This is a genomic window from Rhizobium sp. 16-488-2b (genome assembly GCF_017741815.1).
Taxonomy (GTDB): domain Bacteria; phylum Pseudomonadota; class Alphaproteobacteria; order Rhizobiales; family Rhizobiaceae; genus Rhizobium.
In genome coordinates this window covers 41,132-68,130 of record NZ_JAGHMF010000004.1, presented here as the reverse complement: position 1 = coordinate 68,130, position 26,999 = coordinate 41,132, and the positions used below count along the sequence as shown (strand labels likewise).

27 protein-coding genes are annotated in these 26,999 nt (G+C 62.6%); 19 read left to right on the top strand and 8 right to left on the bottom strand.

The genetic code is table 11. The features are described from left to right. Window positions 1-10: 10 nt before the first annotated feature. Window positions 11-1,339: a D-alanyl-D-alanine carboxypeptidase gene (locus J5286_RS05005; protein WP_209189452.1), complete on the bottom strand. Its 1,329-nt coding sequence runs from the start codon at window positions 1,337-1,339 to the stop codon at window positions 11-13. Between the two features lie 247 nt (window positions 1,340-1,586). Between J5286_RS05005 and J5286_RS05000 the strand changes: the two genes are divergently transcribed. Continuing rightward, on the top strand, window positions 1,587-2,636 hold the full coding sequence (locus tag J5286_RS05000) for a polysaccharide deacetylase family protein (protein ID WP_209189451.1): 1,050 nt from the start codon (window positions 1,587-1,589) through the stop codon (window positions 2,634-2,636). Between the two features lie 220 nt (window positions 2,637-2,856). Here the strand turns inward: J5286_RS05000 and pdxH are convergent, their stop codons facing one another. Beyond that, window positions 2,857-3,477 carry a pyridoxamine 5'-phosphate oxidase gene (pdxH, locus tag J5286_RS04995; RefSeq protein ID WP_047507936.1) on the bottom strand — a complete coding sequence of 207 codons (621 nt, stop codon included), beginning with the start codon at window positions 3,475-3,477 and terminating at the stop codon, window positions 2,857-2,859. A 66-nt stretch (window positions 3,478-3,543) separates the two neighbouring features. Here pdxH and J5286_RS04990 point away from each other — a divergent pair, with 66 nt between their 5' ends. From J5286_RS04990 to J5286_RS04975, 4 genes are all read left to right on the top strand, one after another. Beyond that, a complete protein-coding gene (locus J5286_RS04990; RefSeq protein ID WP_047507938.1) occupies window positions 3,544-4,002 on the top strand; it encodes an RT0821/Lpp0805 family surface protein in 459 nt (152 codons plus the stop codon). A gap of 255 nt (window positions 4,003-4,257) precedes the next feature. Continuing rightward, entirely contained in the window at window positions 4,258-5,496 is a 1,239-nt protein-coding gene (locus J5286_RS04985) for a DnaJ C-terminal domain-containing protein (protein WP_209189450.1), read from the top strand. 122 nt (window positions 5,497-5,618) lie between these two features. Next, window positions 5,619-6,437 (top strand): enoyl-ACP reductase FabI, encoded by an 819-nt coding sequence (fabI, locus tag J5286_RS04980; RefSeq protein WP_209189449.1) that lies wholly within the window; start codon window positions 5,619-5,621, stop codon window positions 6,435-6,437. Window positions 6,438-6,516: 79 nt separating this feature from the next. Next, window positions 6,517-7,107, top strand: coding sequence for a histidine phosphatase family protein (locus J5286_RS04975; protein WP_209189448.1), 591 nt, complete (start codon window positions 6,517-6,519; stop codon window positions 7,105-7,107). Window positions 7,108-7,138: 31 nt separating this feature from the next. Here J5286_RS04975 and J5286_RS04970 read toward each other — a convergent pair whose 3' ends face one another. After that, window positions 7,139-7,399, bottom strand: coding sequence for a DUF1344 domain-containing protein (locus tag J5286_RS04970; protein ID WP_209189446.1), 261 nt, complete (start codon window positions 7,397-7,399; stop codon window positions 7,139-7,141). A gap of 285 nt (window positions 7,400-7,684) precedes the next feature. Here J5286_RS04970 and J5286_RS04965 point away from each other — a divergent pair, with 285 nt between their 5' ends. The 3 genes from J5286_RS04965 to ribB all read left to right on the top strand — a co-directional run bounded on the left by J5286_RS04965 (window position 7,685) and on the right by ribB (window position 13,195). Then, window positions 7,685-10,816 carry a bifunctional diguanylate cyclase/phosphodiesterase gene (locus J5286_RS04965; RefSeq protein WP_209189444.1) on the top strand — a complete coding sequence of 1,044 codons (3,132 nt, stop codon included), beginning with the start codon at window positions 7,685-7,687 and terminating at the stop codon, window positions 10,814-10,816. Between the two features lie 170 nt (window positions 10,817-10,986). Continuing rightward, window positions 10,987-12,084, top strand: coding sequence for a chorismate synthase (gene aroC, locus J5286_RS04960; RefSeq protein WP_209189443.1), 1,098 nt, complete (start codon window positions 10,987-10,989; stop codon window positions 12,082-12,084). 10 nt (window positions 12,085-12,094) lie between these two features. After that, window positions 12,095-13,195, top strand: coding sequence for a 3,4-dihydroxy-2-butanone-4-phosphate synthase (ribB, locus tag J5286_RS04955; RefSeq protein WP_047507948.1), 1,101 nt, complete (start codon window positions 12,095-12,097; stop codon window positions 13,193-13,195). 51 nt (window positions 13,196-13,246) lie between these two features. Here ribB and J5286_RS31130 read toward each other — a convergent pair whose 3' ends face one another. Next, window positions 13,247-13,600, bottom strand: a complete 354-nt coding sequence (locus J5286_RS31130) for a KTSC domain-containing protein (RefSeq protein WP_081992997.1) — start codon at window positions 13,598-13,600, stop codon at window positions 13,247-13,249. A 117-nt stretch (window positions 13,601-13,717) separates the two neighbouring features. After that, window positions 13,718-14,908 carry a winged helix-turn-helix domain-containing protein gene (locus J5286_RS04945; RefSeq protein ID WP_209189441.1) on the bottom strand — a complete coding sequence of 397 codons (1,191 nt, stop codon included), beginning with the start codon at window positions 14,906-14,908 and terminating at the stop codon, window positions 13,718-13,720. A gap of 148 nt (window positions 14,909-15,056) precedes the next feature. Between J5286_RS04945 and J5286_RS04940 the strand changes: the two genes are divergently transcribed. Genes J5286_RS04940 through J5286_RS04930 form a run of 3 tightly spaced genes read left to right on the top strand, consistent with a single transcriptional unit; the run spans window position 15,057 to window position 16,927 of the window. Continuing rightward, window positions 15,057-15,731, top strand: coding sequence for an energy-coupling factor ABC transporter ATP-binding protein (locus J5286_RS04940; RefSeq protein ID WP_209189439.1), 675 nt, complete (start codon window positions 15,057-15,059; stop codon window positions 15,729-15,731). After that, window positions 15,731-16,339, top strand: coding sequence for an energy-coupling factor transporter transmembrane component T family protein (locus tag J5286_RS04935; protein ID WP_209189438.1), 609 nt, complete (start codon window positions 15,731-15,733; stop codon window positions 16,337-16,339). The genes J5286_RS04940 and J5286_RS04935 overlap by 1 nt, the downstream gene beginning before the upstream one ends. Window positions 16,340-16,363: 24 nt before the next feature. Further along, window positions 16,364-16,927: a biotin transporter BioY gene (locus J5286_RS04930; RefSeq protein WP_209189436.1), complete on the top strand. Its 564-nt coding sequence runs from the start codon at window positions 16,364-16,366 to the stop codon at window positions 16,925-16,927. Between the two features lie 8 nt (window positions 16,928-16,935). On the opposite strand, the gene J5286_RS04925 is transcribed toward J5286_RS04930, so the two are convergent. Continuing rightward, on the bottom strand, window positions 16,936-17,337 hold the full coding sequence (locus J5286_RS04925; protein ID WP_112982209.1) for an acyl-CoA thioesterase: 402 nt from the start codon (window positions 17,335-17,337) through the stop codon (window positions 16,936-16,938). Between the two features lie 507 nt (window positions 17,338-17,844). Here J5286_RS04925 and J5286_RS04920 point away from each other — a divergent pair. The 7 genes from J5286_RS04920 to dxs all read left to right on the top strand — a co-directional run bounded on the left by J5286_RS04920 (window position 17,845) and on the right by dxs (window position 23,832). Continuing rightward, a complete protein-coding gene (locus J5286_RS04920; protein ID WP_209189434.1) occupies window positions 17,845-18,780 on the top strand; it encodes a histone deacetylase family protein in 936 nt (311 codons plus the stop codon). A gap of 2 nt (window positions 18,781-18,782) precedes the next feature. Beyond that, a complete protein-coding gene (locus J5286_RS04915; protein ID WP_047507965.1) occupies window positions 18,783-19,034 on the top strand; it encodes an exodeoxyribonuclease VII small subunit in 252 nt (83 codons plus the stop codon). Between the two features lie 340 nt (window positions 19,035-19,374). Further along, a complete protein-coding gene (locus tag J5286_RS04910; protein WP_209189432.1) occupies window positions 19,375-20,142 on the top strand; it encodes an SDR family NAD(P)-dependent oxidoreductase in 768 nt (255 codons plus the stop codon). Between the two features lie 70 nt (window positions 20,143-20,212). Beyond that, the gene (locus tag J5286_RS04905; RefSeq protein ID WP_209189430.1) at window positions 20,213-20,524 is read left to right on the top strand and encodes a nucleotidyltransferase family protein; all 312 of its coding nucleotides are present in this window, start codon (window positions 20,213-20,215) and stop codon (window positions 20,522-20,524) included. Window positions 20,525-20,540: 16 nt separating this feature from the next. Next, entirely contained in the window at window positions 20,541-20,876 is a 336-nt protein-coding gene (locus J5286_RS04900) for a HepT-like ribonuclease domain-containing protein (protein ID WP_209189428.1), read from the top strand. 11 nt (window positions 20,877-20,887) lie between these two features. Beyond that, the gene (locus J5286_RS04895; protein ID WP_209189426.1) at window positions 20,888-21,808 is read left to right on the top strand and encodes a pirin family protein; all 921 of its coding nucleotides are present in this window, start codon (window positions 20,888-20,890) and stop codon (window positions 21,806-21,808) included. A 107-nt stretch (window positions 21,809-21,915) separates the two neighbouring features. Beyond that, window positions 21,916-23,832 (top strand): 1-deoxy-D-xylulose-5-phosphate synthase, encoded by a 1,917-nt coding sequence (dxs, locus tag J5286_RS04890; protein WP_209189424.1) that lies wholly within the window; start codon window positions 21,916-21,918, stop codon window positions 23,830-23,832. 273 nt (window positions 23,833-24,105) lie between these two features. Here dxs and J5286_RS04885 read toward each other — a convergent pair whose 3' ends face one another. Then, the gene (locus J5286_RS04885) at window positions 24,106-24,843 is read right to left on the bottom strand and encodes an SDR family oxidoreductase (protein WP_209189422.1); all 738 of its coding nucleotides are present in this window, start codon (window positions 24,841-24,843) and stop codon (window positions 24,106-24,108) included. Between the two features lie 150 nt (window positions 24,844-24,993). Here J5286_RS04885 and J5286_RS04880 point away from each other — a divergent pair, with 150 nt between their 5' ends. Beyond that, window positions 24,994-25,881, top strand: coding sequence for an AraC family transcriptional regulator (locus tag J5286_RS04880; RefSeq protein WP_209189420.1), 888 nt, complete (start codon window positions 24,994-24,996; stop codon window positions 25,879-25,881). On the opposite strand, the gene cax is transcribed toward J5286_RS04880, so the two are convergent. Beyond that, window positions 25,878-26,954 carry a calcium/proton exchanger gene (cax, locus tag J5286_RS04875; RefSeq protein ID WP_449089928.1) on the bottom strand — a complete coding sequence of 359 codons (1,077 nt, stop codon included), beginning with the start codon at window positions 26,952-26,954 and terminating at the stop codon, window positions 25,878-25,880. The genes J5286_RS04880 and cax overlap by 4 nt on opposite strands. Window positions 26,955-26,999 lie beyond the last annotated feature (45 nt).

Genomic DNA, 26,999 nt, shown 5'->3' with positions numbered 1-26,999 from the left:
GGCTGGCGGATCAGCCGCGGTCGCCGAGCAGCATGCAGTCGTAGGACCGCTTCTTCAGCGCGTCGCATGCAGATGTCGCGGCGTCACGGCTTTCGAAGCCGACGAAGCGGGCGCGGTAGACCTTGTTGGCGCCCTTGCCGACGGCTTCCGTGTAGGGGTTGGCCGACTTCAGCGCGGCGCCGCCTTCGGACTTGGCCTGGGCGAGAAGTGCGCGGGCGGCTTCGTCGCTCGGGGCAGCCGAGATCTGGATCGACCAGTCGCCTGTCGAGGCGACGGATGCGAGCGGCTTGGCGGAAGAGCCGATTTTCGCCGTAGGCGTTACGGCGTCGAGCGCCGAGGGACGCTCCTGCGGAACGGTGTCGCTCAGATAGCCGAGTGCCTTGGGAGCAAGCTCGCTGCGGGCGATTTCGGGTGCTGCGACCGGGGCGACATCCTCGACACGCGGTGCAGATGCGGGAACCGGCAGATCGCTGGCATCGGCCGCGGAGGCGACTTCAACAGGCTCGCGCGAATTGACGCTGGCGACCAGACGGGCGCCACCCGAGGAGGATGCGCGGCCCATGGCCTTGTCGAGCAGGGCTGCCATCTTGTCGTCGCGGCTACGGGCGGTGCGGCCACCGAGGACCACGCCGACGACGCGACGGTTGCCATCCTTGACGGCGCTGACGAGGTTGAAGCCCGAGGCGTTGGTATAGCCGGTCTTGATGCCGTCCATGCCCTGGTAGCGGTACATCAGGTTGTTGTGACCGCGGATCGTGCGGCCGCGGAAATTGAAGCTCGCGGTGGAGAAGAGGCGGTATTCGCGCGGATAATTCTTCATCAGGGCGACGGCGAGCGTGGACATGTCACGCGCCGTGGTCACCTGGCGGCCATCCGGCAGGCCCGAAGCATTGTAGAACGAGGTGCGGCTCATGCCGAGCTGGCGCGCCTTCTGCGTCATCAGCCTGGCGAAATTGCTTTCCGAGCCACCGAGCTTTTCGCCCATGGCGGCGGCGGCGTCGTTGGCCGACTTGGTGATCATGCCGAGGATCGCTTCGCGCACGGTGATCGACGTTCCTGCCTTGGCGCCGAGCTTGGTCGGCGGGCGGGAGGCCGCGTATTTCGACATGACGATCGGGGTATCCCAGTTCATCTTGCCACGATTGATGGCCTCAAACGCCATGTAGATCGTCATCATCTTCGTAAGAGACGCGGGATGATTGAGGACATCGGCGTTTTCCGACGACAGAACCTTGCCGGTTCTCGCATCGAGGATGAGCGAAGCGCTGCCAGCCATAGCCGACAACGGCGCCGCAACGACCAACGTCGCGGTTATAATCGCGGCCAACAGCTTTCTCATGCACTTCCCCTCGATGAACAGCCGACCCTCGTCGCCCGAATTTTGTCCCGTTCTTAGACAGATGGACGCAATATGGCGCGACTTTGCGGCAACGTGGACCATTTTTGTCAAATTTTACCCTTTATGGTGAAAAAACCGTAAAACACGCCCTGCAATATTAGAATTCAGGCAAAGTCGGCATTCAGCAAGGCTTAACCTCGCGCTTGCTAGGGTCGCCTTCCTCACGACCCCCGCAGACGGAGCGGAGATGATGAACGCCAGAACGCTGGCAAAGCGGATCGCGATAACTGGCGGGCTGGAGGTGGCCAACCTCCTGCGCTCGGTCGGGCTGATGCGCGGCGCACGTGGGAGGGGCGCGATCTTCACGCTGCATCACGTTCGCCCCCACGAGCCCTCCGCCTTTTCGCCGAACGCGCACCTGGAGATCACGCCGGAGTTTCTCGACGCGGTGCTGACGCGGCTGAAGAGCGACGGCTATAGATTCGTGTCGCTTGCAGAGGTTCCCGAAGCGCTCCTAGAGCCCAAGCCGTCGCAGCCCTTCGCGGCCTTTACGCTCGACGACGGCTATCGCAACAACCTCGTCTACGCCATGCCCGTGTTCGAGCGGCATGAGGCGCCGTTCACGATCTTCGTGGCCAAGGGGCTGGTGGAGCGGACGCATACGATCTGGTGGGAGACGCTGACCGCGCTCTTGCGGCGCGAAGACAGGCTGAGTTTCGATTTCGGCGATGGCGCTGAGACGATCGACACCGCGACGCCCGCTGACAAGCACCGCGCCTTTGCCCGCTTCGCACGCTATATTCATGCGCATGAGGAAACGGTTGCCGTGGAGGCCGTGGATGCGCTGGCGCGGTCGCATGGAATCGACCCCACCGAGATCGTCGACGATCTGGTGATGGGCGCGCCAGAGCTCAACCTTCTCGACGCCAGCCCGCTTGCCTCGCTCGGCGCCCACACGGTCAGCCACCGTGCCGTCGCGCGGCTTTCCGACGCCGAGGTTCGCGATGAGATGACCCACTCCCAGGATTATGTCGAGGTGATCAGCGGCCACCGGCCGGGCGCATTCGCCTATCCTTATGGAACGCGCGAGGCGGTGACGCAGCAGCAGGCGGCGATAGCGAGGGATCTCGGCTTTTCTCTGGCGGTGACGACGCAGCCCGGCGTCATCGGCCGGCAATCGCTCGAGCGCTCCACCTATCTGCCGCGCCTATCGATCAACGGGCTCTATCAGAAGCCGCGCTATGTCTCCGGCCTTGCTTCGGGGATTCCCTTGAAGCTGATGGGCAATCGCGGCTGAGGGTCGGCCCCTCCCGGCCGATATTATCCACCGATCACTTTCTTTTGAGGCGGCGCGCCGTTTGCAGGTCACGCCGGCGCCCCGAGGCACGATCTTTTCAACCTAGGATGAAAATTCGAGCGAGGAGCGCCGTGGTTGCGCGGCGCTCCGTTTCGATGTCAGCGGCGGCGGGTTCGTGCCGCCTTTGCGCGGGCGATCGCAGACGCCGCCGAGGCGATGCTTACGGATACATCCGCACCTTGTCCCAGCCGCCCTCGGGCGTGGCGCGGCGGAACTCGATGCGGTCGTGGAGCCGGAACTTCTGGTCTTTCCAGAACTCGATCGAGGTCGGTTTGATGCGGAAGCCGGACCAGTGCGGCGGGCGCGGGATCTCGCCGATCGCATAGCGCGCGGTGTATTCGGCGACGGCTTTTTCCAGCGCGAAGCGGCTTTCGAGCGGGCGCGACTGCTTGGAGGCCCAGGCGCCGATGCGGCTGCCGCGGGCGCGCGTCTTGTAATAGGCGTCGGCCTCCTCGTCGCTCACCACTTCAACCGGGCCGCGCAACCGAACCTGGCGGCGCAGCGTCTTCCAGTGGAAGCACATGGCCGCTTTTTTCTGGCCGAGGACTTCGCGGCCTTTCTGACTCTCGAAATTCGTGTAGAACACAAATCCGTCTTGATCGAATCCCTTAAGGAGAACCATGCGGACATTGGGAAGGCCGTCTTCATCGACCGTCGCAAGCGCCACCGCATTCGGGTCATTGATCTCGGAAGCTTCGGCTTCCTTCAGCCAATCCGCAAAGAGCTGGAACGGCTCGTTTTGCTCGGTGAAGTCACTGGTTGTTAACTCATTTTCCGACATATTAGCTCAAATGCCCCGGGTTTATTCGATAATTGCCCAGCCCAAAACCACTGGACAGGACACAGGGTGGAAGTCATAGCAAAGTCAGTTCGTCATACAAAGGGCCTCATGCGCCAATGCGCGGCCATCTGCGTTGTCGGAACGGCAGTGCTTTCCCTCTCCGGCTGCATGGCCGGCGGGCTTGATATGTTCAGCAGCAACAAGGTCGACCGTTCGGTGGCCACAGGCACCGTGCCGCAGCCGGCGCCGACGAGCGACAGCATCTCCGACGAAATGACCGTGGGCAATGCCGTGACTTCGGCCGACATCAACGGCCTGCAGGGACGCCCCCTTCCCTGGGCGAACGCTTCCACCGGCAGCGCCGGCGTGATCGACACGATCGTCGAAAACAACGACACCGGCCAGGTCTGCCGTCAGTTCAAGACGACGCGCCACTCCTATGTCGGCATCTCGAAATTCTATGGCAAGACCTGCCTCGTCGGCGGCGGCAACTGGCAGCTTCTGAGCTTCCAGCCCGAGAGCTGAGCAGCCTTTTCAGCCAGTCGTTAACGGCTGCCCTCGGCTACGTTTCCAGATTTAGCAAAAGATAACCATTCCGCATAAAACCGCGGCGTGTCCTGACGCCAAATAAGGACTGATTAGCAAGTTTGCGGGACTGTGGTTCGCATATGTGCGCAGATTTTCTGCTCGCGAAGCGAACTTCGGCGCACCAAATGAGTTTAATCGGGGCTTCGGGGTGCCAAACGGCACCTCGCATTTGGACACCGGGCGGTTTGGAACATGCGCGATCCTTATAAGATATTGGGCGTCAGGCGCGATGCGGGGCAGGACGAGATCAAGGCAGCTTGGCGCAACATGGCCAAGGTGGTGCACCCTGACCACAATCAGGGCGACCCGCTGGCCGGTGCGCGCTTCGCCGAGATCGGCCGTGCCTACGACACGCTGAAGGACCCGAAGAAGCGCAGTCTGTTCGACAGCGCGGCGCGGGCGGCGGAAGCCAAGCAGAACGAAAAGCAGAACGAAAACACCATCATGGCGCAGCGTCAGGCGGCGCGCGAAGCCGCGATCCGCGCCAAGCAGGCGCAGGAAAACGCCGAGCGGGTGATGGAAGAACTGGCGCGGGCAGCGGCGCAGAAGGCGGCAGCCGAGGCCGCCAAGCAGCCGCAGCCGCAGCCGCAGCCGCAACAGCAGCAGCAGGCCGGCGCCGCAGAACCCGCGGAAGAAATGATCGAGCGGATCTTTGGCAACCAGGCGCGCGCGGCGAGCGGTGGCGGACGGGCGCGCGGCTTTGCTTCCGGCCGGACCAAGCGGCCGGAGCCCGAGCAAGCCGAGACCGACAAGCAAACAGATAAGACTACCGAGAGCGCCAAGGCCGGCGACTCCGGCAAGACAGTAGACGACGAGCACGGCGCGGATGAGACCGCGGCGGCGAGCGCTGCCGTCCTGCAGCCGCTCAGCCTCCTCACCTCATTCGTCCGCCGCTTTACCGGCGGTGCGACCCCCGCGCCCGAGAAGGCGCCGGACCAGCTGGCCATTGCCACGGTAACCATCGAGGACATCTTGAAGGGTGCCTGGGTGAACGTCGATCTCGGCGATGGCCGCGACGCCGGCTTCGCGCTGACGCCGGGGACCACCGAGGGCCACACGGTGCGCCTCAAAGGCCAGGGCCACAAGCTGACGGGCATGCAGCGCGGCGACGCGGTCGTCAACATTCATATCGCCCCACATGCCGACTTTACCGTCGACGGTTTCGACCTGCACACCGTGCTTCCCGTCACCATCGAAAACGCCGTGCTCGGCACCGACGCGCGCATCGACGGACCGAACGGACCACTGACGGTCACCGTGCCGGCATGGTCGGGATCGGACAAATCAATCCGCTTCGAAGGCCAGGGATTGCCCAAATCGGATGGCGGAAAGGGCGATCTGGTGGTCGAACTGCGCATTATCCTGTGGGAAAAGCCCGACGATAAGGTCACGGATTTGATGAGAATTATGAAGAACGGCCTGTTTTTGTGAATTTTAGGTGACATTAGCACCCTTTGTTACGTTCCCTAACAGTTGATGATTGCTAGCAATCTTGAACCGGCTGGCCGGCTATGCCATAGGCAGGATCGATCAATTTACCTAAGGGGCGAAACATGGCTCAGGCACAAGGCCTCATGTCAGGCAAGCGCGGCGTCATCATGGGCGTTGCCAACAATCGTTCGATTGCGTGGGGCATTGCCAAAGCTATTCATGCACAGGGCGGCGAGGTTGCCTTTACTTATCAGGGTGATGCGCTGAAGAAGCGGGTCGAGCCGCTGGCAGCCGAACTCGGCGGCATTCTTGCTGGACACTGTGATGTCAGCGATGAAGCATCGATCGACGAGGTTTTCGACAACATCGAGAAGACCTGGGGCAAGATCGACTTCATCGTGCATGCGATTGGCTTTTCGGACAAGGACGAGCTCACCGGCCGTTACGTCGACACCACGGCGGACAACTTCGCCAAGACGATGCAGATCTCCGTCTATTCGTTCACCTCGGTCGCACGCCGCGCCGAGAAGCTGATGACGGATGGCGGCTCGATGCTGACGCTGACCTATTACGGCGCCGAAAAGGTCATGCCGAACTACAACGTCATGGGCGTTGCCAAGGCAGCTCTTGAAGCCAGCGTGAAGTATCTGGCGGTCGATCTCGGACCGAAGAACATCCGCGTCAACGCGATCTCGGCCGGCCCGATCAAGACGCTTGCAGCGTCCGGTATTGGCGACTTCCGCTATATTCTGAAGTGGAACGAATACAACGCGCCGCTGCGCCGCACCGTCACCATCGAAGAAGTCGGCGATGTCGGCCTCTACATGCTGTCCGACCTGTCGCGCTCGGTCACCGGCGAAGTGCATCACGCCGACAGCGGTTATCATGTTATCGGCATGAAGGCTGTGGACGCGCCGGATATTTCCGTCATAAAAGACTGATCGTACTCTCTTAAGAGTCATGCTCGCGGCCCCTCCTCGCGGAAGCGATCAGGGGCCGTTTGCGATATGGAGCCGATCATTGCTTATCTACGTCATTCGTCACGGCCAGACAGACTGGAACGCGGAACGCCGCCTGCAAGGGCAAAAGGATATTCCGCTCAATGCCATCGGTCGTGAGCAGGCGCGCCAGAACGGCATCAATCTCGCGGAAATCCTGAAGGTCGAAGACATCGAATTCGATTTCATCGCGAGCCCGCTTGGCCGTACGCGCGCGACGATGGAGATCGCCCGCGAAGCAATGAACCTCCCGCCCAAGAACTACCGCACCGACGAGCGCCTGGTCGAAGTGTCGTTCGGTGACTGGGAAGGCTTTACGATCAAGGAATTGAAGGTGACCGCAAAGGAGCGGGTGGTCGAGCGCAATCTCAACAAGTGGGACTTCATCCCGCCGGGTGCCGATGCAGAGAGCTACGAGATCATGTCGTGGCGGGTGGCTTCCTGGCTGAACGAGGTGGACCGGCCGACGGTGTGTGTCACGCATGGCGGCGTCATTCGCAGCCTGTTTCGGACCATTGCCGACGTCCCTAAGAGTGAGGCGGCCGGGGGCGAGATTCCGCAGGACCGGATTCTCAAGATCGAGACCGACACGAAGCAGATCGCCTGGATTTAATCAGGAGAGGCTAGGCTTCGCGCCAGCCGAATTACTGTACGATATCGAGATCGTTGATGACGCGCTTTCCGTCGACTTCCGTATAGAAGACGATAACCTTTACGCCTGCCCTCAAGCCTTCGAAATTGAATTCTTCCGACGCCTGATAGGTCTTGCCGTCATCGAGCGTGAGGCTGAGATTGCTCATGTCGATGTTCTTGATCGTCGCTTCGACGTCCGCGCTTTCGGCAAAACCGCTGATCGGCGACAGAAAACTCGCTGTGGCCAAAAGTGTAGCAACTACGAAGCGCATGACGGCATTCCTTCGAAAACACGACTCAAACATCCAATTGTGCATAGATAGCCTCCCGAATATGGCGAAATTTGCCCTGAACCGTGACCATTCCCGCCCAATTGATGAAGCGCATTTTAACAACAATCAAGAGGGTTCGTTAATACAGCCGTACACTTAAAACGTGTTCCCAATACTACCTGTAAGAAATCGTAAATTAACCCCCGCTACTTACAGTCATAGGGAAACAGGGAGACTGGGGTTTTGCTATTCCGCAGGAAACATAACGAGGCAACGCGGAGTGCTTTGAGGAATACCCATATCTCGTTTCTGGTTTCCTGCCTGGTTGCCGTCGTCGTCATCATCGTCGGCTTCAGCCTGGATCGCGCCAATACCGCGGCTAATCTTCGCGAATTGACGATCCGCACGGAAAACGAGACCAGCCTTATTCGCGCGCGTGTAACGTCCCAGATCAACATGGACATCACCATCGTGCGCGACCTCTCCAACATGGTCGCGATCAGTTCGAAGGTGGGCACCGAGGAGATGGAACGGCAGATCAACTGGCTGCTCATCCAGAACCCGCATTTCGTGCATATCGCCGTTGCGCCCGATTTCATCGTGCAGTCGATCTTTCCGCCGACGGAGGGCAAGGAGCGGCTTGGCCACGACGTGCGCGAGTTCCTGATGGATCGCAAGTCGGTGGCGCGCACCACCGGCAACCAGCAGGCGCGCTTCTACGGACCGATCCGCACGCTCGACGGCAAGGACACATTCGCGATCTTCTTCCCCGTGTTCGTCAAGGAGAACGGCCAGCGGCGGGTCTGGGGCGCGGTCGAGGCAGTCATTGACGCCGACATGTTCTACGAGAACACCGGGCTGAGGCCGGCGCGCGACAGCGAGAACCGCGAGAAGTATCCGCATCTCGACCACCTCTCCATCGCGCTGCGCGATCTTGGAACGACGGGCGCGGCCGCCTCCCCATTCTTCGGTTCGCCGGAGGTGCTGGGGCAGCGGCCGCTGACGCGCAAGATCACATTCGCGGGCGGGCGTTGGGAGATCGCGGCGGCGCCGAAGACCGGCTGGACCGCCCCTCCAGAGAATCAGCAGACGTTGCGGTTCATCATTCTCGCCGCCGCCTGCCTCACCATCATTCCGGTGTTCTTCGCGACCCTTCTGCTCGGCGAGCGCAACAAGAACATCAGGCAGCTGGAGAAGCGCGAGGAGACGCTGCTGGAGCTGTCGCAGCGGCTCAATCTGGCGCTGGAGACATCCAATATCGGCATCTGGGAACTGAGGAATGGCGGCCAGAGCCTGTTCTGGGACGGCCGCGCTGCGGCACTTCATGGCAAACAAGCGATCGACGGCAGCTACTCGCTCGACGACTGGCTGGAAACGATAGCACCCGACGATCGCCGGGTGGCAAAGATCCACCTGCTGAAGGATGGCCGGTCCGGCTCGTCCTACACCACGCAATACCGGATCGAGCTTTCGGACGGCGGCACGCGCTATCTGCGCTCGGTTGGCTCGGTCTACAGCGACGCGGCAGGAACGATCAAGACGATCGGGATCGTCTGGGACGTGACCGCCGATGCGGTTGCGGCCGAGACGCTGCGCCGGGCGAAAGACAGCAGCGATATCAAGAACGCCGAGCTGGAACTTGCTCTCGACGAGCTCTCGCATCGCGAGGCCGAGCTTGCCGAGCTATCGGGCAAGCTCGATCTGGCGCTTGATTCCTACCAGTGCGGCATCTTCGAGGCCACGCTCGGCAAGCCCGGTTCGTTCTGGGACGACCGGATGCACGAGCTCTACGGGCTGGAGCCGCGCGCCGGCTTCATGGACGAGGAGACCTGGCTCTCCTGCGTGCTGGAAGAAGATCGCGCGCTCGCAATCGAAAGCGCACGGCATTTCAAGAAGGTCGGCGATACGCATACCGTCGTCTGTCGCGTGCCGACCGAGGACGGTACGATGCGCTATGTGCGCTCGACCGGAAAGGTGCACGCGACGTCGAACGGCCAGCTGAAGATCATCGGCGTTGCCTTCGACATCACCGAAGACGCGCTGATGACGGCGGAGCTGAAGGCGGCGAAGGACGAGGCGATCGGCAAGAACATCGAGCTCGAACTCGCCAACAACCGCATCGAGCACAATTCGCTGCACGACCCGTTGACCGGGCTCGCCAACCGCCGCAAGCTCGACAAGGCGCTGGAACAGCTGACCGAGGCCGGTCAGCACGCCAGGCAGAAATTCGCGATCCTGCACATCGACCTCGACCGCTTCAAGGAGATCAACGACACGCTCGGCCACGCTGCTGGCGACGCCATGCTCGTCCATGCCTCCCGCGTGCTTTCGCGCAGCATTCGGCCGAGCGATATCGTGGCGCGCATCGGCGGCGACGAATTCGTGATCCTGGCTCTCAATGCCAATGATGCCGAAATGTCGGCGCTTTCGGGCCGGATCGTCGAGGAGATGCGCCAGCCCATCGAGTTCCAGGGCTTTGCCTGCCGCTGCGGCGTGTCGATCGGGATTGCGCTGGCGAGCGGCATGCGCGTCGATGCCCGCAAGGTGCTGATCAACGCCGACATCGCGCTCTACCGCGCCAAAAGCCAGGGCCGCAATCGCTTCCAGTTCTTCAATCACAATCTGCAGGCCGACATCATCAACAACAAGCGGCTGGCCGACGAGATCCTGTCGGGCATCGAGAACGGCGAGTTCACGACATGGTACCAGCCGCAGTTCAGCGCCCGTACCATGCAGCTGACCGGCGTCGAGGCGCTGGTGCGCTGGCAGCATCCGTCCCGGGGCCTGCTGACGCCGGACAAGTTCCTGAAGGTCGCCGAAGAAATCAACGTCGTTCAGACGCTCGACCGCATCGTTCTCGAAACCGCGCTGAAGGACAAGATGCGGTGGGCGGCGCTTGGCGTTTCCGTTCCCAAGGTCTCGGTCAACGTGTCTGCCCGGCGCCTGCATGACGATGCGCTGGCCGATTCGCTGCGCATGCTGCAAATCCGGCCGGGCGAGATCTCGTTCGAGCTGGTGGAATCGATCTTCCTCGACGAGAGCGAGGACGTCGCCGCCGAGAACCTCGATAAGATCAAGGCGCTCGGGATCGATATCGAGATCGACGATTTCGGCACGGGCCACACCTCGATCGTCAGCCTCCTAAAGCTGAAGCCGAAGCGGCTGAAGATCGACCGGCAGCTGGTGCAGCCGATCATCACCTCGGCGCAGGAGCGCGCGCTGGTGCGCTCGATCATCGACATCGCCCGCTCGCTCGGCGTCGAAACCGTGGCCGAGGGCGTCGAGACTGTCGCGCATGCCAGCCTGCTTCTCGAACTCGGCTGCGATCTTCTGCAGGGCTATGCCTTCTCGCGCCCCCTCTCCTTCGACGATTTCACCGAAGCGGCCACCCACACGGCCTGGCGCATCGCTTCGTAGTATGGCTTTGCGCGATCGTTCTCGGATTTGAGGAAACACCGTTTCCCAATGGAGACGGTTTGGCGCAAAGAAAGCCTTTTGCCCTCTCGGCTTTTGGCCTATGAGTGTCGCGCCTTTTTAAAGAATGGCGCGGCCCGGGGACGCCCGGCGGCGCGATCCGGTCGGAGCATATGTCACACAATACATTCGGTCACCTCTTCCGCGTAACCACCTGGGGCGAAAGCCACGGTCCGGCGCTCGGCTGCGTCGTCGACGGCTGCCCTCCCGGCCTGCGTTTCAAGCTCGCCGACCTTCAGGTGTGGCTCGACAAGCGCAAGCCCGGCCAGTCGCGCTTCGTGACGCAACGCCGCGAGGACGACCTCGTCAAGGTGCTCTCGGGCGTGATGTTCGATGCCGACGGCGAGACGATGATCTCGACCGGCACGCCGATCTCGATGCTGATCGAGAACACCGACCAGCGCTCGAAGGATTACGGCGAGATCGCCCGCCAGTACCGGCCGGGCCATGCCGATTACACCTATGATCTGAAATACGGCATCCGCGACTATCGCGGCGGCGGGCGTTCTTCGGCGCGCGAGACGGCGGCGCGCGTCGCGGCCGGCGGCATCGCGCGGCTGGTGGTTCCCGGCGTTCGTGTGCGCGGCGCGCTGGTGCAGATCGGCAAGCACAAGATCAACCGCGACAATTGGGACTGGGACCAGGTCGACCAGAACCCGTTCTTCGCGCCGGATCCCGAGATCGTGCCCGTCTGGGAAGAGTATCTCGACGGAATCCGCAAGAAGGGTTCGTCGATCGGTGCCGTGGTCGAGGTCGTCGCTGACGGCGTTCCGGCCGGTTTGGGCGCGCCGATCTACGGCAAGCTCGACCAGGATATCGCCTCGCTTCTGATGTCGATCAACGCCGTCAAGGGCGTGGAGATCGGCAACGGCTTCGAGGCGGCCGAGATCACCGGCGAGGAAAACGCCGACGAAATGCGCATGGGCAATGACGGCCAGCCGATCTTCCTGTCCAATCATGCCGGCGGCATCCTTGGCGGTATTTCGACCGGTCAGCCTGTCATCGCCCGTTTCGCGATCAAGCCGACCTCGTCGATCCTGACCGAGCGCCAGTCAATCGATGCCGACGGCAAGAATGTCGATATCCGCACCAAGGGTCGCCACGACCCCTGCGTCGGCATCCGCGCCGTGCCGATCGGCGAAGCGATGATCGCCTGCGCCATCGCCGACCACTACCTTCGAGACCGCGGCCAGACCGGCCGGCTGAAATAGGAACGTTCCCATGCCTTACGATCAGAAGCGCGTCGTAGACGCTATCCGGGCCTTCGAGGCCGGCGAAATCGTTGTCGTCGTCGATGACGACGGCCGCGAGAACGAAGGCGATCTCATCGTTGCCGCTGTTCACTGCACGCCGGAAAAGATGGCCTTCATCGTGCGCCATACCTCGGGCATCGTCTGCACGCCGATGCCGAAGGAAGAGGCCAAGCGCCTCGGGTTGAACGCCATGGTCGCGGAAAACGACAGCGCGCATACGACGGCCTTCACCGTCACCGTCGACTTCAAGCACGGCACGACGACGGGCATCTCCGCCGACGACCGCACGCTGACGGTGCGCAACCTCGCCAACCCGAATGTCGGCGCCTCCGACTTCGTGCGCCCCGGCCACATCTTCCCGCTGGTCGCCCGCGAGGGTGGAGTTCTGATGCGCTCGGGTCATACGGAAGCCGCCGTCGATCTCTGCAAGCTCGCCGGCCTGCCGCCGATCGGCGTGATCTGCGAACTGGTCAACGACACCGGCAGCGTGATGCGTGGCCCGCAGGTCTCGAGCTTTGCCGAAGAGAACGGCCTCAAGCTGGTCTCCGTTGCCGACCTCATCGCATACCGCCAGCGCAAGGAAACGCTGATCCAGCTGCAGGCGAGCTTCGACGTCGAAACGCCGTTCGGCAAGGCCAAGGCCCACAGCTACTCACTGCCCTGGGATCCGATGCAGCATCTCGCCGTCGTCTTCGGCGACATCCGCGACGGCATCGACATTCCGGTGCGCCTGCACACGGAAAGCGTCGTGGACGACCTGTTCGGCAAGCGCTCGGTCGATCACTACATGAAGAAGATCGCAGAGAAGGGTCGCGGCGTCATCGTCTATCTGCGCGAAGGTTCTGTTGGCGTCGGCCACCAGGATAACGGCCGCAAGGCGCTGGGCCAGGGCCGCGAAGCCCATGCGGAAGCGCAGAACCGTGAAAGCGAATGGCTGGAAATCGGTCTCGGCGCGCAGATCCTGAAGGATCTCGGCGTCAGCTCGATCAAGCTACTGACCCGCAGCGAGCGCCACTATGTCGGCCTCGAAGGCTTCGGCATCAAGATCGCCGAGACAGAGATCGGCTAAGGCCAACATGATGATCAACCGGCGGGCAAGGCTCGCCGGTTTGAACCGTCGTCAGGCGGCGATGCGCTTAAAGCGCGTCCTGACGTTCTGCATGTAATATTTGCCCGGCGATTCAGACGTCACCATGGCGATGACATGGGCTTCGGCCACGCCTTCGAACATGCGCTCCTCGCCATTGTTCAGGCAGACACGCAACCTGCCGTCTTCCTGGCTGAAATAGACCGCATCGATCAGGGCGGACCTGACGGTAACGGGCTTCATCCGCGCACGCTGTTCGCTCAACGAAACGATCGAACCTGTCGCCGCGGCGCGGGCGTCGCGACGGTTACGCATCAGTGCTCTGACCCTGCGGGCGAGGCTGTTCCATGCCGTCCATGCGGCGTATCTGATCGCTCGTGTTTTCATGCTGTCATCGTAGGAGCGCGGTCCTTAAGAAGTTCGCGAAGAAGCATGGTAAACCCCCGTCAAGATTAACAGGGGGTAATCATCTAAAATCCGAACTATCTCAACGATGACAATCGGTTAGCCGCGCCAGCCATCCAGCATCTCGACCCGCTCGACACCGGCGAAACGGGCGACGCGATCAAGCTCCGCTGCGAGCTTTTCAAGGCGGCCGGCGGAGGGTTTTACGCCCGGCTCCAGCCACAAGCGCCTAACGTCGAGCGAGCCCTTCTTGCGGTCCGCCTTCATGTCGATGCGGCCGATCAGGCGATCGCCTTCCAGCAGCGGAAAGATGTAGTAGCCATATTCGCGCTTCGGCTCGGGCACGAAGATCTCGATGCGATAGAAGAAGCCGAAGAGGCGTTCGGTGCGGTTTCGATCACGGATCATCGGATCGAAGGGGCTGAGCACCCGGATGCGCGGTGGTGCGGCGGGGTAATCGTCGAGCGTATCGAGGAAATCCGAAAAGGCCCATGACGGGCGCGGCTTGCCGCCCAGTGCCGGCTCGATCAGGATCTCGGTCAGTTCATCGCGGTGCGCGGTGACCCAGCCCTTGGCCTCATCAGGCGAGACCAGCGCCCAGAAGGCCGCGATCTCGCCATGGGTGGCAAAACCCAGCCTCGTCAGCGCGCTGCGGCACGCCCACTCCACGAATTCCTCGCGGCTGACCTCGGGCTCGTGAAACTCGGCCGGGATGACGCGCTCGACCAGATCATAGACCTTCTGGAAATTCGAGCGGCCGGAGATGGCGAACTTGCCGGTGCGCCAGAAATATTCGAGCGCCGTCTTGTTGGGATGCCAGTTCCACCAGCCGCCGGAAACGTGGCCATCGGCCTTGATCTCGCGCGCCATGATGGCGCCGTCGCGGCTCACCCGCTCATAGGTCTCGTCGAAGGCATCTTCGAAGCCCTCGCCGCGCCATTTGCGCCAGCGATCCACCAGAACCTCCTCCTCCCGCCGGAACTTGTGCTTCCAGTAGCGGAAATAGCTGCTCGGCAGGATCGAGGCGTCGTGCGTCCAGTGCTCAAACAGCGCGCCGTCCTTTTCGAGCAGCGCCGTCAGGTGCTCGCGCTTGTAGGTCTGGTTGCGCGAGAAAAGGATCTGGTGATGGGCGCGCTCCACCCACTGGATGCTGTCGATCTGCACGAAGCCGAGATCGTGGATCAGCTGCAGCAGGCCGGATTTGGTGAGCACGCGGTTGGGCGGGGCACTCAGGCCCTGCTTGGCCAGAAAGATGCGGCGGGCGTCGGCATTGGAGATCAGCTTCGTCATGGCAGCGATGATAATCCGGAAAATGTTCCTAGCCACCCGAATATGGCGGGTTCGGGCGAGGATGCAATGGGGTCAGGTCGCGTCGCATTTTGATCTTCCCTCCGGCCGCATTCGTTTATAGAACGGCGCTTCACCTCAGGGGGACGCAGTGAATATCCGTTTCGAAAGCGCCGGTGTCAGCTATGGATCGCGGACTGCGCTGCAGCCGCTGACGTTGGAGCTCACCGAAAAGCGCATCGCCATCATCGGGCTGAACGGCTCCGGCAAGACGACCTTCGCGCGGCTGATCAACGGCTTGACCAAGCCGACGTCAGGCCGCGTCATCGTCAACGGGCGCGATACATCGGACGAGAAGGCGGCGCTCGGCGATGTCGGCTTCATCTTCCAATCACCGCAGAACCAGATCATCCTGCCCGTCGTGCGAGATGATATCGCCTTCGGGCTGAAAAGCCGTGGTTATTCAAAGACGGATATCGAGGCCAGGGTGGCCGAGGTGCTCGACCGCTTCAATGCCGGGCATCTGGCCGAGCGGCGCGCGCACGAGCTTTCCGGCGGCGAATTGCAAATGGCGGCCCTTTGTGCGGTTCTCGCTACCGGTCCCGATATTCTCATTCTCGACGAGCCGACCAACCAGCTCGACCTGCGCAACCGCGGCCTCGTGCAGGGGCTGATCGAGAGCCTGCACGAAAGCGCCATCGTCATCACCCACGATCTGGAGCTGATCGCCGATTATCCGCGCGTGCTGGTGTTTCACCAGGGGCAACTGGCAGCCGATGCGCCGGCCGCCCAGGCGATCGCCCGCTACCGGGAGCTCGCGGCCTGATGCAATCGCTTTATGTCGAGGGCAATAGCCGGCTGCACCTGATCTCTGCGCGGGTGAAGCTCATCGTGCTTGCCGCACTCGGCATCGCGCTCTTTACCACCACCAACATCGCGCTGCTTGCCGTGGCCGCCGTCGTTACGGGCGCGGTCTATTTCGGCATCGGCATGCCGGTTCGTGCAGCCCTTGCGCGCTTGAAGCCGATCCTTCTCACCATTCTCATCGTCGCCGTCTTCAGCCTCGCCTTCAATCCCTGGCATGGCGCAGTCGTGGCGCTGCTTCGGCTAACGGCGCTGATGCTGTTTGCCGCGAGCGTGACCGCCACCACCACGATTGCCGCCTTCATGGACGAGATCACGCTTGCCGCGCGGCCGCTGGAGCGGCTCGGGCTGGTGCGCGCCGACGATGTCGGGCTGGCCGTCGGGCTGGTTGTGCGATTCGTGCCTGAAATCATCGGCCGCTACCACGCGATTGCCGAGGCGCACCATGCGCGCGGGCTGAAGGTGCGGCCGGCGACCGTGCTGGTGCCGCTGATCATCCTGACGCTGAAGGATGCCGATAACATCGCGGCTGCGATTGACGCGCGCGGTATTCGGCGGCATGTGAATTAGCACCTATTGAACCACGGAGCCATCATGAGCACCCGAGACCTCGTTCTGTCCGCCCTGTTTGCCGCCATCATCGTCGCGCTCGGCATCCTGCCGCCAATCACGCTCGGCTTCATTCCGGTACCGATCACGGCGCAGTCGCTCGGCGTGATGATGGCCGGCGTGGTGCTCGGCGCTCGGCGCGGCACGGTGGCGGTGCTGATCGTGCTCGTGCTTGTCGCGATCGGCCTGCCGGTTCTCTCCGGCGGACGCGGCGGTCTTGCGGCGTTTGCGGCGCCCACCACCGGCTTCCTGATCGGCTGGGTCTTCGCCGCGTTTACGACGGGCTATATCAGCGAGCGGCTGGTGAAGCACGGCCAGGCGGCCGGCATGCAGCTGACCGGCTTCTTCTTCGCGGCGATGATGGGCGGGATCGTCGTGCTCTATGCCTTCGGCATCGTCTATCTCGCCTTTGCCGCGCAGATCGGCCTGAAGGCCGCGTTTACCGGCTCGATGGCCTTCATTCCCGGCGACGTGATCAAGGCCTTCGTGGCGGCGCTGGTCGGCCGCGCCGTCATGGCCGGCTATCCGCTGCTGCCGATTAAAGGCTAAGCCAGAACCTAGTTCATGAAACCGTAGAGCCAGTCCCGCGTCAGCTCAGGCAGCGGGACCGGCGCCTTGTCCTCGCGGGTCTGTGCCTGCCAGACGATCTCGACCTCGGCGGCGCGCTCATCGCCCGTATCTACCGCGATGATGAAGCCGACGGAGCGCACGCCGATCTTGTCGACGGCGGTTGTGAACAGCACCATTTCGTCATAGCGCAGAGGTCGATGCAGGATGCAGGTGATCTTGCTCGCCACATAAAGCGGCTCGTCGGCCAGTTCCGGTCGCTCGGACCAGAATTTCGCCAGCGCGGATTCGGCATAGGAGATGTAGGAGCCGAGGAACATCTGGCCGTTCATGTCCACATCACGAAATGGCACGTGGATCTGCACAATGTTGGAGCGCATCGCAGCGTTCATCGATTTCCCCCGGCTCACCCTTTGCTATTGCGCAATTCCGGACGCAAAACCGCGCTACACTTTTGCTGGAATTGCTTTAGTCCTCGAGAATAACGTCCAGCTAATATTATGTAAATGAACGCGAAAGGCGTATGACAGTGCGCGATTGTTGAAATCGCAAGCCCCTACCCCATCTGCTGTGGAACATGACGAGGCAGGCAGATAGAGTGATTTGGAGCCTTTCCTGGTTAGCTTGAAGCATTCTGCCGGAGCAGGTTTTCGTCAGGGCAAAGGCGATTGGCGAAGGGCATACCTCGGGTACGGTCGAGCCGATCGCCTTTGATCCTGGCGGAAAGATGCCCGGCCCTAGCTGGTTTGCGAAGCAAACCACCGGGGTTGGCTGAAACGGGCCGCCTGATCGTCCGGCCGGCTTGGCCGTATGCTTGGGCTACGACGCGCGCCGGCCGGACGACCATTCGACTCCGTTTGAGCCAACAGAATGCTTCAATCTAACCAGGAAAGGCTCTTATGAGCACCCGCCTTTACGAACATCCGATCTTTCTGGAACACATCACGCCCGAGGGCCACCCCGAGCGCTCTGACCGGCTGCGGGCGCTGAACGTCGCGCTGGGGCATCCGCATTTCGACCGGCTGGACCGCCAGCAGGCACCGCAGGCATCGGAAGACGCCGTGCTTCTGGCGCATCCGGAAGAGCATCTCTTCGCCGTCATGCGGCAGGTGCCGGAGGAAGACGGCGAGATCAACCAGCTCGAGGCCGACACCTATGCCAGCCCAAAAAGCTTGCAGGCGGCGCTGACAGGGATCGGCGGCGCGATGGCGGCGGTCGACGACGTCTTCACCGGCAAGGCGGACAACGTCTTCGTCGCCTCGCGGCCACCCGGCCACCACGCCGAGAAGTCGAAGGCGATGGGCTTCTGCTTCTTCAACAACGCCGCCATCGCCGCCCGCCACGCCCAGCTTAAGCATGGCGCCGAGCGCGTGGCCATCGTCGATTGGGACGTGCACCACGGCAACGGCACCCAGGACATCTTTTGGGACGATCCATCCGTGTTGTTCTGCTCCACGCACCAGATGCCGCTCTACCCGGGCAGCGGCGCCAAGACGGAGACCGGCGCGCACGACACGATCGTCAACGCGCCGCTCTCGCCCAATGTCGGCAGCGAGCATTTCCGTGAGGCGTTCAAATCCCGCGTGCTGCCGGCGCTCAACGACTTCCGCCCCGACCTCATCATCATCTCGGCCGGCTTCGATGCGCATCACCGCGACCCGCTGGCGCAGATCAACCTCGTCGGCGAGGACTTCGACTGGGCGACCGGGCGGCTGCTCGAAGTGGCCGATAAAAGTGCCGGCAACCGGGTCGTCAGCCTTCTGGAAGGCGGCTATGATCTTGAGGGCCTGGCCGAATCGGCAGGCTTGCATGTTTTGAGAATGATGAAGGGTTGAGCATGACCGACAACGCCAAGCCGGAGGTTTCCGGCCTCTCTTTCGAAAAGGCTGTCGCCGAACTCGAAAGCATCGTCGCCCGGCTGGAACGCGGCGACGTGGCGCTGGACGAGTCCATCGAAATCTACGAGCGCGGCGAAGCGCTGAAGAAGCATTGCGAGACGCTGCTTTCGGCCGCCGAAAACCGGATTGAGAAGATCAGGCTCGACCGCGCGGGAAAACCGCAGGGCGTGGAGCCGCTGGACGGGGCTTGAGGCCGCGGCAAGAGGAAGATGCGCCGGCGATATTCTCGGCGCGATCCCCATACTCTCACCTCATCCCTGTGCCCAGACTTCGTCCGGGCGATGCCACAGGGATCCAGCGTGATCAAGTCCTTGATCGCAATAGACTCTTTTCGCCGCGTAGACACGCGTCGGCTGGTTTCCTGTGACGAGCACAGGAATGAGGGAGGTAAAAGCTGTGCCCGAGTGAATGGGCTCAGGCGCCTTTAGTAGCGGTCATCTCTCTCTCCACGAGCACGTCCCATCAAACCCTCTTGGCCATCTGTCAAACGTCGGTCTATCATCCTCGAAACAGCAGAGGGGACGAGACGGCATGACGGATAGATTGAAGGGCAAGATCGCGATTGTCTCGGGCGGGGCGACCGGTATGGGCGGGGCGGCGTCGAAGCTGTTTGCGGCCGAGGGCGCGAAGGTCGCGATCATCGATCGTAATGGCGAGGCGGCGGCTGAGACCGTGAAGGATATCCGGGCCGCCGGTGGCGAGGCTGATTTCTGGACGGCCGATGTATCCGACGAGACGGCGGTGAACGCGGCCGTTTCGGACATCGAGGCGCGCTACGGCGCAGTGACCGTGCTCTTCAACCACGCCGGCACGATCGTCATCAAGCCGTTCCTTGAGACGACGCTTGAGGAATGGGACTGGCTGCATGCCGTCAACGTGCGCTCGATGTTTCTGATGACCAGGGCGGTGCTGCCGAAGATGATTACCGCCGGCGGCGGGTCGATCGTCTGTACCTCGTCGATCTCGGCTGTCGCGGCGACACCGATGGAGGTGCTCTACGACACGACCAAGGGCGCCGTGCACATGTTCGCGCGCGCCATCGCCGTCGAGTTCCGCGACCGCAACGTCCGCTGCAACGCGGTCTGCCCCGGCTTCATCCGCACACCGCACGGCCTGCGCGAAGTGGCCGACCTGCAGAAACTCGGCGTCGATGTCTCGGATGCCGCGATCGCAGCGCAACAGGGCCGCATCGGCGAGCCGGAGGATGTGGCGCGGGCGGCACTTTATCTCGCCAGCGATGAATCGAGCTTCGTCAACGGCGCGCATCTGTTCGTCGATAATGGGTTTACGGCGATGTGATTGCTGCGGTCGACTTGGCCGGTTGTGGCGGCGTCTCGACCAAGTCGCAGAGGTCGATTATATTGGCGGCATGGACAAGGATCAGGTCATAGCGATCATTCGCAAGCATGAGACCGAGCTCAGGGCAGCAGGCGCGGAGCACGTGTCGCTGTTCGGTTCTGTCGCGCGCGGCGAAGCGACTGACGAGTCGGATCTCGACGTGCTTGTCAAATTCTCAGAGCCCGTGATCCAGTCCGGCTTTGGCTATTTCAGCGCGCTAGAAAATCTGCGCCTGCTGATCAGCAGAATCACGGGCGCGCCTAGCGTCGATATAGTCGCGGAACCCTTGGGCAAGGAACGGTTCAAGCGCAACGTGGAACGGGACCGCGCCGTTGCCTACTAAGCGCCCTCTCATCCGCATGCGCGATATCGTCGAGAACGGCCAAGCCATTCTCGGATACTCGCACGGAATGGAACTTGGAGACTATGTTCGCAACAACCTGGTAAAGGATGCTTGCGAACGGTGCTTTTCACGGCTTTCGGAAGCAGCGGTAAAGCTTGGTCCGCTTGCTGAAGAGCTATTCCCCTTACACAATTGGAGCGGCATCCGGAATTTCGGCAACATTCTGCGCCATGACTATCCTGATGTACTGGACGAGGTGCTTTGGGCCGCTATCAGCGAACATCTTCCGCGATTGCTTGCCGAGCTCGAAACATTCCTGGCGAAGTATCCTGACGACCAGGAAACGCTTTAGAAAGGCCCCGCATGTCCTTCTTCCCCGGCAAAGACCCCCTCCCCGGCGATGCCTTTGCCTGCGACGCCATCGAGAACCTGATCATCCCGCGCACCAGCGATATCGGCGGGTTTCAGGTCAGGCGGGCGCTGCCGACAAGGCAGCGGCGGCTGGTGGGGCCGTTTATCTTTTTCGATCGGATGGGGCCGGCAATATTGAAGCCGGATGAGGCGCTCGATGTGAAGCCGCATCCGCATATCGGGTTGTCGACAGTCACCTATCTGTTCGATGGCGAAATCCGGCATCTCGACAGCCTTGGAACCGAGAAGGTGATCCGGCCGGGTGATATCAACCTGATGACGGCGGGGCGCGGTATCGTGCATTCGGAGCGTACGCCGGATAATCTGCGCGGCCATCCGCTCTTGATGTCCGGGCTGCAGACGTGGCTGGCGCTGCCTGATGACAAGGAGGAGATCGATCCCTCCTTCGCGCATACGGAAAAGAGCGAAATGCCCGTGATCGACGAGCGCGGGGTGCGCGGGCGGGTCGTCATCGGCGCGTTCGAGGGCATGACCTCGCCGGTGAGCGTGTTTTCCGACACGCTCTATGCCGATATCAATCTCGATGCCGGCGCGAAGTTTCCGTTCGGCGGCGCGCATGAGGAGCGGGCAATCTATGTTCTGTCGGGCGAGGTGGTGATCGCGGGCGACCGATTCGCGGCCGATCAGCTGCTGGTGTTCCGTCCGGGTGACGCGATCACGCTCGAGGGCGGCAGCCAGGGCTGTCATCTCATGCTGTTTGGCGGAGCAGCGCTAAACTCGAAGCGTTACATCTGGTGGAACTTCGTTTCCTCGTCGAAAGAGCGGATCGAAAAAGCCAAGGAAGAGTGGCGCACCGGCCGTTTCGACATCGTTCCGGGGGATGAAGAAGAATTCGTCCCTTTGCCGGAGTAGCGTTCTCCTCTAGAAAGGTGGTTTGCGGTTCTTGAAATCGACCTTTTTTGACCGCAACTTATGGCCGAGGCCATATGCCAAAGAATCACAAGAAAGAGTGCCTACCCGTGACACAACCGCCGAAGACGCCTCTGCTGGATAAAGTAACCTTTCCGGCCGACCTCAGACAGCTGGAGGATCGCGACCTGCCGCAGCTTGCGCGCGAGGTGCGCGACGAGATGATCGACGCGGTGTCGAAGACGGGCGGACATCTGGGCGCCGGCCTCGGCGTGGTCGAACTGACGATCGCCATCCACAATGTCTTCAACACGCCCGACGACAAGCTGATCTTCGATGTCGGCCACCAGTGTTATCCGCACAAGATCCTGACCGGCCGGCGCGACCGCATCCGCACGCTGCGCCAGGAAGGCGGGCTCTCGGGCTTCACCCGCCGCGCCGAAAGCGAATACGATCCCTTCGGCGCCGCGCACTCCTCGACCTCGATTTCGGCCGGCCTCGGCATGGCCGTCGCAGCGGATCTTTCCGGCTCGAAGCGCAATGTCATCGCGGTGATCGGCGACGGCGCGATGTCGGCAGGCATGGCCTATGAGGCGCTCAACAATGCCGGCGCGCTGGATGCGCGGCTGATCGTCATCCTCAACGACAACGACATGTCGATCGCGCCGCCGACGGGCGCCATGAGCGCCTATCTGGCACGCCTTGCCTCGGGCCGCACCTATATGGGCATGCGCGAGGTCGGCAAGAAGCTGACCAGCTATCTCGGCAAATCGGTCGATCGTGCCATCACCCGCGCCGTCGAACATGCGCGCGGTTACGTGACCGGCGGCACCATGTTCGAGGAGATGGGCTTCTATCATATCGGGCCGATCGACGGTCATTCCTTCGAGCACCTGCTGCCCGTGCTGCGCAATGTGCGCGACAATGCGCATGGGCCGGTGCTGATCCATGTGGTGACGCAGAAGGGCAAGGGTTACGCGCCGGCGGAGGCCGCGGCCGACAAGTATCACGGTGTCAACAAGTTCGATGTCATCACCGGCGCGCAGGCGAAGGTGAAACCGAATGCGCCGAGCTACACCAATGTGTTTGCCGAAGCGCTGGTGCAGGAAGCCGAGCTCGACGACAAGATCGTCGGCATTACCGCCGCCATGCCGAGCGGCACGGGTCTCGACAAGCTGGCAAGCGTGTTTCCGTCGCGCTGTTTCGATGTCGGCATTGCCGAGCAGCATGCCGTGACCTTCGCCGCCGGGCTTGCTGCCGAGGGTTACAAGCCGTTTACAGCACTCTATTCGACCTTCCTGCAGCGCGCCTTCGACCAGGTGGTGCACGATGTGGCGATCCAGGGGCTGCCAGTGCGCTTCCCGATCGACCGCGCCGGCTTCGTCGGCGCCGACGGGCCGACGCATGCGGGCTCCTTCGACACGACGTTCCTTGCGACGCTGCCGGGCTTCGTCGTGATGGCCGCCGCCGACGAGGCGGAGCTGAAGCACATGGTGCGCACGGCGGCTGCCTACGACGCCGGCCCGATCTCCTTCCGTTACCCTCGCGGCGAAGGCGTCGGCGTCGAGATGCCGGTTCGCGGCGAAATCCTGCAGATCGGCAAGGGCCGGATCGTCAAGGAAGGCACCAAGGTGGCGCTGCTCTCCTTCGGCACGCGATTGGCCGACTGCATGCTGGCCGCCGAGGACCTTGACGCCGCTGGCCTCTCGACCACGGTTGCCGATGCGCGCTTTGCCAAGCCGCTCGACCACGACCTGATCCGCCAGCTGGCGCGTCACCACGAGATGCTGATCACCGTGGAAGAGGGTGCGGTTGGCGGCTTCGGCAGCCATGTACTGCAGTTCCTGGCGACCGAGGGCCTGCTCGACAACGGGCTGAAGGTGCGCTCGCTTGTCATGCCCGATCTCTGGGTGGAGCAGGCGAAGCCCGAGGTGATGAATGCACAGGCCGGGCTCGACCGGGCCGGGATCGTCGGCACCGTGTTCAAGGCGCTTGGGCGGCCGGCGGCTGTCGGGTTTGCCGGGTAGGCGGATTTGGTTGATGGGTTGGGTGATCGCTCGGCCTTGGCGATTTTGTTTACGCTAACTCTGCGCAAGAATTACCCCCTCTGCCCTGCCGGGCATCTCCCCCACAAGGGGGGAGATTGGCTGGGGGCGGCCACTCGCTCCACTCTCATTGTTTGGCGTAGACCTTTCAACGGGTCGATCTCCCCCTTGTGGGGGAGATGTCCGGCAGGACAGAGGGGGGTATCACCTACTCAAAGTAAGCCGTTACCTCTCCAACGCCCCCCAGCCTCCCCGTCACAACCCCGCATTGGCCGTCGGGCGCACGACGATGTCGTTGACGTCGACGTCGGCGGGCTGGTCGATGGCGTAAAGGATGGCGCGGGCGATGGCGTCGGGTTTCAGCGCCACGGCGCGGTAGGCGACCATGGCTTCGGCGGCGAAGGGTTCGGTGATGGTGTCGGCGAGTTCGGATTCGACCACGCCGGGATAGACGCAGGTGACGCGCAGGATCTTGTTTTCCTGCCTGAGGCCATCCGAGATAGCCCGCACCGCGTATTTGGTGGCGCAATAGACCGCCGCTGTCGGCGAGACGGCGAGGCCGCCGACGGAGGAGACGTTGATGATCTGGCCAGATTGCTGGGCGTTCATGACGGGGAGCACGGCGGCGATGCCATAGAGCACGCCCTTGATGTTGACGTCGATCATCCGGTCCCATTCCTCGACCTTCAGCGAGCACATCAGCGACAGCGGCATGACGCCGGCATTGTTGACGAGGACGTCGACGCGGCCGAACTCGGCAATAGCGACGTCGACGAAGGCCTGCATGTCGGCGCGGTCGATGACATCGAGCGCTCTCGAGATCACGACACCGCCGTTGGCGCGGATTTCCTCGCTCAAAGCGTCCAGACGGTCGGTTCGGCGCGCGCCGATGACGAGTTTCGCACCGGCGAGACCCAATTCGCGGGCCGTTGCGGCGCCGATGCCGCTGCTGGCGCCTGTGATCACCACCACCTTGTTGTTCATATCGGTCATGTCTTGCTCCTCAAGCGATCTGTTGACCGACACAGGATCGCGCCGGCGGGGCCAATTGCGGTAGACGGCTTTTCCGGAATTCTTGCACGATCCTCCGAAATGGGATGATGCTCTCTTGGCAAAGCGCGCGCGACGTCCGATGCTGGCGCCATGGAAACGATTACCGATCTCGCCGCCCTGATCGACCGCCATGCCGGCGTGGATGGGAACTTCGACACCGCGCTGCCGCGTGTCGGCGTTATACGATCCTCGGCAACGACCGAGCCGCTGCATACGCTCTACAAGCCCTCCTGCTGCATCGTGGCGCAGGGGCGCAAGCGGGCTACGATCGGCGATGCCAGCTATATCTACGATGCCGCGCATTATCTCGTGGTCGGCGTCGACCTGCCGGTCATCGGCGCGGTGATCGAGGCGAGCGCTGACGCGCCCTATCTCTGCCTGCGGCTGGAGTTCGACCGCACGCTTCTGAACGAAATAATCGCGGGGCAATCAGCGCGCGACGAAAACCCGGCGGCGGCGCGGGTGAGCAAGACGACGCCACGGCTGATCGATGCGGCGGCGCGTCTGCTCGGTCTTCTCGATACGCCCGAGGACGCGCCGGTGCTGGCGCCGCTTGTCGAGCGGGAGATTCTGCATCGGCTGATATCGGGACCTCAGGGCGGGCTGATCCGGCAGATCGCCAGCGGCGAAAGCCGGCTGAACCAGATCGGCCGGGCGGTGGATTATGTCTGTCGCAATTTCGGAAGCCCGTTCGCGATCGACGAGCTGGCGGATATCGCCGGCATGAGCTCGTCATCCTTTTACGAGCATTTTCGCGCGGCGATGGCGATGAGCCCGCTGCAATTTCGCACCCAGATCCGCCTGCAGGAGGCGCGTCGGCTGATGATCGTCGAGGGCATGACGGCGGCCGAGGCGGGGTTTCGCGTCGGATATGACAGCCCATCGCAGTTCAACCGCGACTATGTCCGCGTGCACAAGGAGACGCCGAAGCGGGATGTGGCGCGGATGCGCACGTCTGCGAACTTTGCCGGATTCTAGGAAGCGGCGGGCGGCAGGAGGAATAGCGTCAGGCCGAATATGGCGTAGACGGCGAGCGCCAGCACGCCGACATACCAGGCACCGCGCCCGCCATTGGAGAGCAGTGCCGCCGCCATCATGGCGAGGAACATCATGGCCACGGCGCCCGGCCAGAATTGCAGGGACATGGGCTCAGGGCCGATGAAATAGCTGACAATGACGAGAACGGGGGCGACGAAGAGCGCGATCTGCGAGGCGCTGCCCAGCGCGATGCCGACGCTGAGATCGAGCCGGTTGGCGCGGGCGGCCGAGAAGGCCGCGGTCATTTCCGCCGCCGCGCCGACGAGCGCCACGACGATGAAGCCGACGAAGGCGGGCGTCATGCCCATCTTCTCGGCGGCGGCCTGCACCGAGCCGACGAAGACCTCGCTGATCAACGCGACGAAGAGCGCGACCACCACCAGGATGATGATGCTGGTCGAAAGCCCCCAGCCGCCATGGTGCTCCTCTGCCTCGCCGACGCTGGCGAAGAGCTCGCGGTGGGTCTTCAGCGAAAACAGCATGCCCATGGCGTAGACGGCGATCAGGATCACGGCGAGGCCGAGGCTGAGCGCCTGCACCATCTCCGGCCCCTGATCGGCGCGGTTCACCAGCGAGGGCACGAACAGGGCGACAGTGGCGAGAAAGAGCAGCGACGCTTGGAAGCGGGCGCTGACGCGATTGAACTCCTGCAGGTGATGCTTGAGGCCGCCGAGCAGGAAGGAGCCGCCGAGCATGAAGAGCGTGTTGGTGACGATGGCGCCGGCGATCGATGCCTTGACCAGCAGATATTGCCCGGCCTGCAGGGCGGCGAGCGATATGACGAGTTCGGTGAGATTGCCGAGCGTTGCGTTCAACAGGCCGCCGACGGCGTCGCCCGTGCGGGCGGAGACGGCTTCCGTTGCGCGGCTGAGCAGGGCCGCGAGCGGGATGATCGCCAGCACGGAGAGGATGAAGAGCAGCGTATGGGCCTCGGGTGCCGCCATATCGGTCAGGATCACGATGGGCACGAAGACGAGGAGCGCCAGGAGCGGCGCGGCACGAAGCTCCGCCATTGCAACCTCGACCAGCCCCGAAGGCCCATGTTTGCGCTGAACGTT

What these genes read in the sequence shown, in the direction of transcription:
- J5286_RS04895 (WP_209189426.1), top strand. Translation starts at nt 20,888, where the DNA reads ATGTCCTTCTTCCCCGGCAAAGACCCCCTCCCCGGCGATGCCTTTGCC.
- J5286_RS05005 (WP_209189452.1), bottom strand. Translation starts at nt 1,339, where the DNA reads ATGAGAAAGCTGTTGGCCGCGATTATAACCGCGACGTTGGTCGTTGCG.
- J5286_RS04935 (WP_209189438.1), top strand. Translation starts at nt 15,731, where the DNA reads ATGCAATCGCTTTATGTCGAGGGCAATAGCCGGCTGCACCTGATCTCT.
- J5286_RS04945 (WP_209189441.1), bottom strand. Translation starts at nt 14,908, where the DNA reads ATGACGAAGCTGATCTCCAATGCCGACGCCCGCCGCATCTTTCTGGCC.
- J5286_RS04910 (WP_209189432.1), top strand. Translation starts at nt 19,375, where the DNA reads ATGACGGATAGATTGAAGGGCAAGATCGCGATTGTCTCGGGCGGGGCG.
- J5286_RS31130 (WP_081992997.1), bottom strand. Translation starts at nt 13,600, where the DNA reads ATGAAAACACGAGCGATCAGATACGCCGCATGGACGGCATGGAACAGC.
- J5286_RS04880 (WP_209189420.1), top strand. Translation starts at nt 24,994, where the DNA reads ATGGAAACGATTACCGATCTCGCCGCCCTGATCGACCGCCATGCCGGC.
- J5286_RS04925 (WP_112982209.1), bottom strand. Translation starts at nt 17,337, where the DNA reads ATGAACGCTGCGATGCGCTCCAACATTGTGCAGATCCACGTGCCATTT.
- pdxH (WP_047507936.1), bottom strand. Translation starts at nt 3,477, where the DNA reads ATGTCGGAAAATGAGTTAACAACCAGTGACTTCACCGAGCAAAACGAG.
- J5286_RS04905 (WP_209189430.1), top strand. Translation starts at nt 20,213, where the DNA reads ATGGACAAGGATCAGGTCATAGCGATCATTCGCAAGCATGAGACCGAG.
- J5286_RS04915 (WP_047507965.1), top strand. Translation starts at nt 18,783, where the DNA reads ATGACCGACAACGCCAAGCCGGAGGTTTCCGGCCTCTCTTTCGAAAAG.
- J5286_RS05000 (WP_209189451.1), top strand. Translation starts at nt 1,587, where the DNA reads ATGATGAACGCCAGAACGCTGGCAAAGCGGATCGCGATAACTGGCGGG.
- J5286_RS04970 (WP_209189446.1), bottom strand. Translation starts at nt 7,399, where the DNA reads ATGCGCTTCGTAGTTGCTACACTTTTGGCCACAGCGAGTTTTCTGTCG.
- J5286_RS04920 (WP_209189434.1), top strand. Translation starts at nt 17,845, where the DNA reads ATGAGCACCCGCCTTTACGAACATCCGATCTTTCTGGAACACATCACG.
- fabI (WP_209189449.1), top strand. Translation starts at nt 5,619, where the DNA reads ATGGCTCAGGCACAAGGCCTCATGTCAGGCAAGCGCGGCGTCATCATG.
- J5286_RS04900 (WP_209189428.1), top strand. Translation starts at nt 20,541, where the DNA reads ATGCGCGATATCGTCGAGAACGGCCAAGCCATTCTCGGATACTCGCAC.
- J5286_RS04985 (WP_209189450.1), top strand. Translation starts at nt 4,258, where the DNA reads ATGCGCGATCCTTATAAGATATTGGGCGTCAGGCGCGATGCGGGGCAG.
- J5286_RS04930 (WP_209189436.1), top strand. Translation starts at nt 16,364, where the DNA reads ATGAGCACCCGAGACCTCGTTCTGTCCGCCCTGTTTGCCGCCATCATC.
- cax (WP_449089928.1), bottom strand. Translation starts at nt 26,954, where the DNA reads ATGGCGGAGCTTCGTGCCGCGCCGCTCCTGGCGCTCCTCGTCTTCGTG.
- J5286_RS04885 (WP_209189422.1), bottom strand. Translation starts at nt 24,843, where the DNA reads ATGACCGATATGAACAACAAGGTGGTGGTGATCACAGGCGCCAGCAGC.
- ribB (WP_047507948.1), top strand. Translation starts at nt 12,095, where the DNA reads ATGCCTTACGATCAGAAGCGCGTCGTAGACGCTATCCGGGCCTTCGAG.
- aroC (WP_209189443.1), top strand. Translation starts at nt 10,987, where the DNA reads ATGTCACACAATACATTCGGTCACCTCTTCCGCGTAACCACCTGGGGC.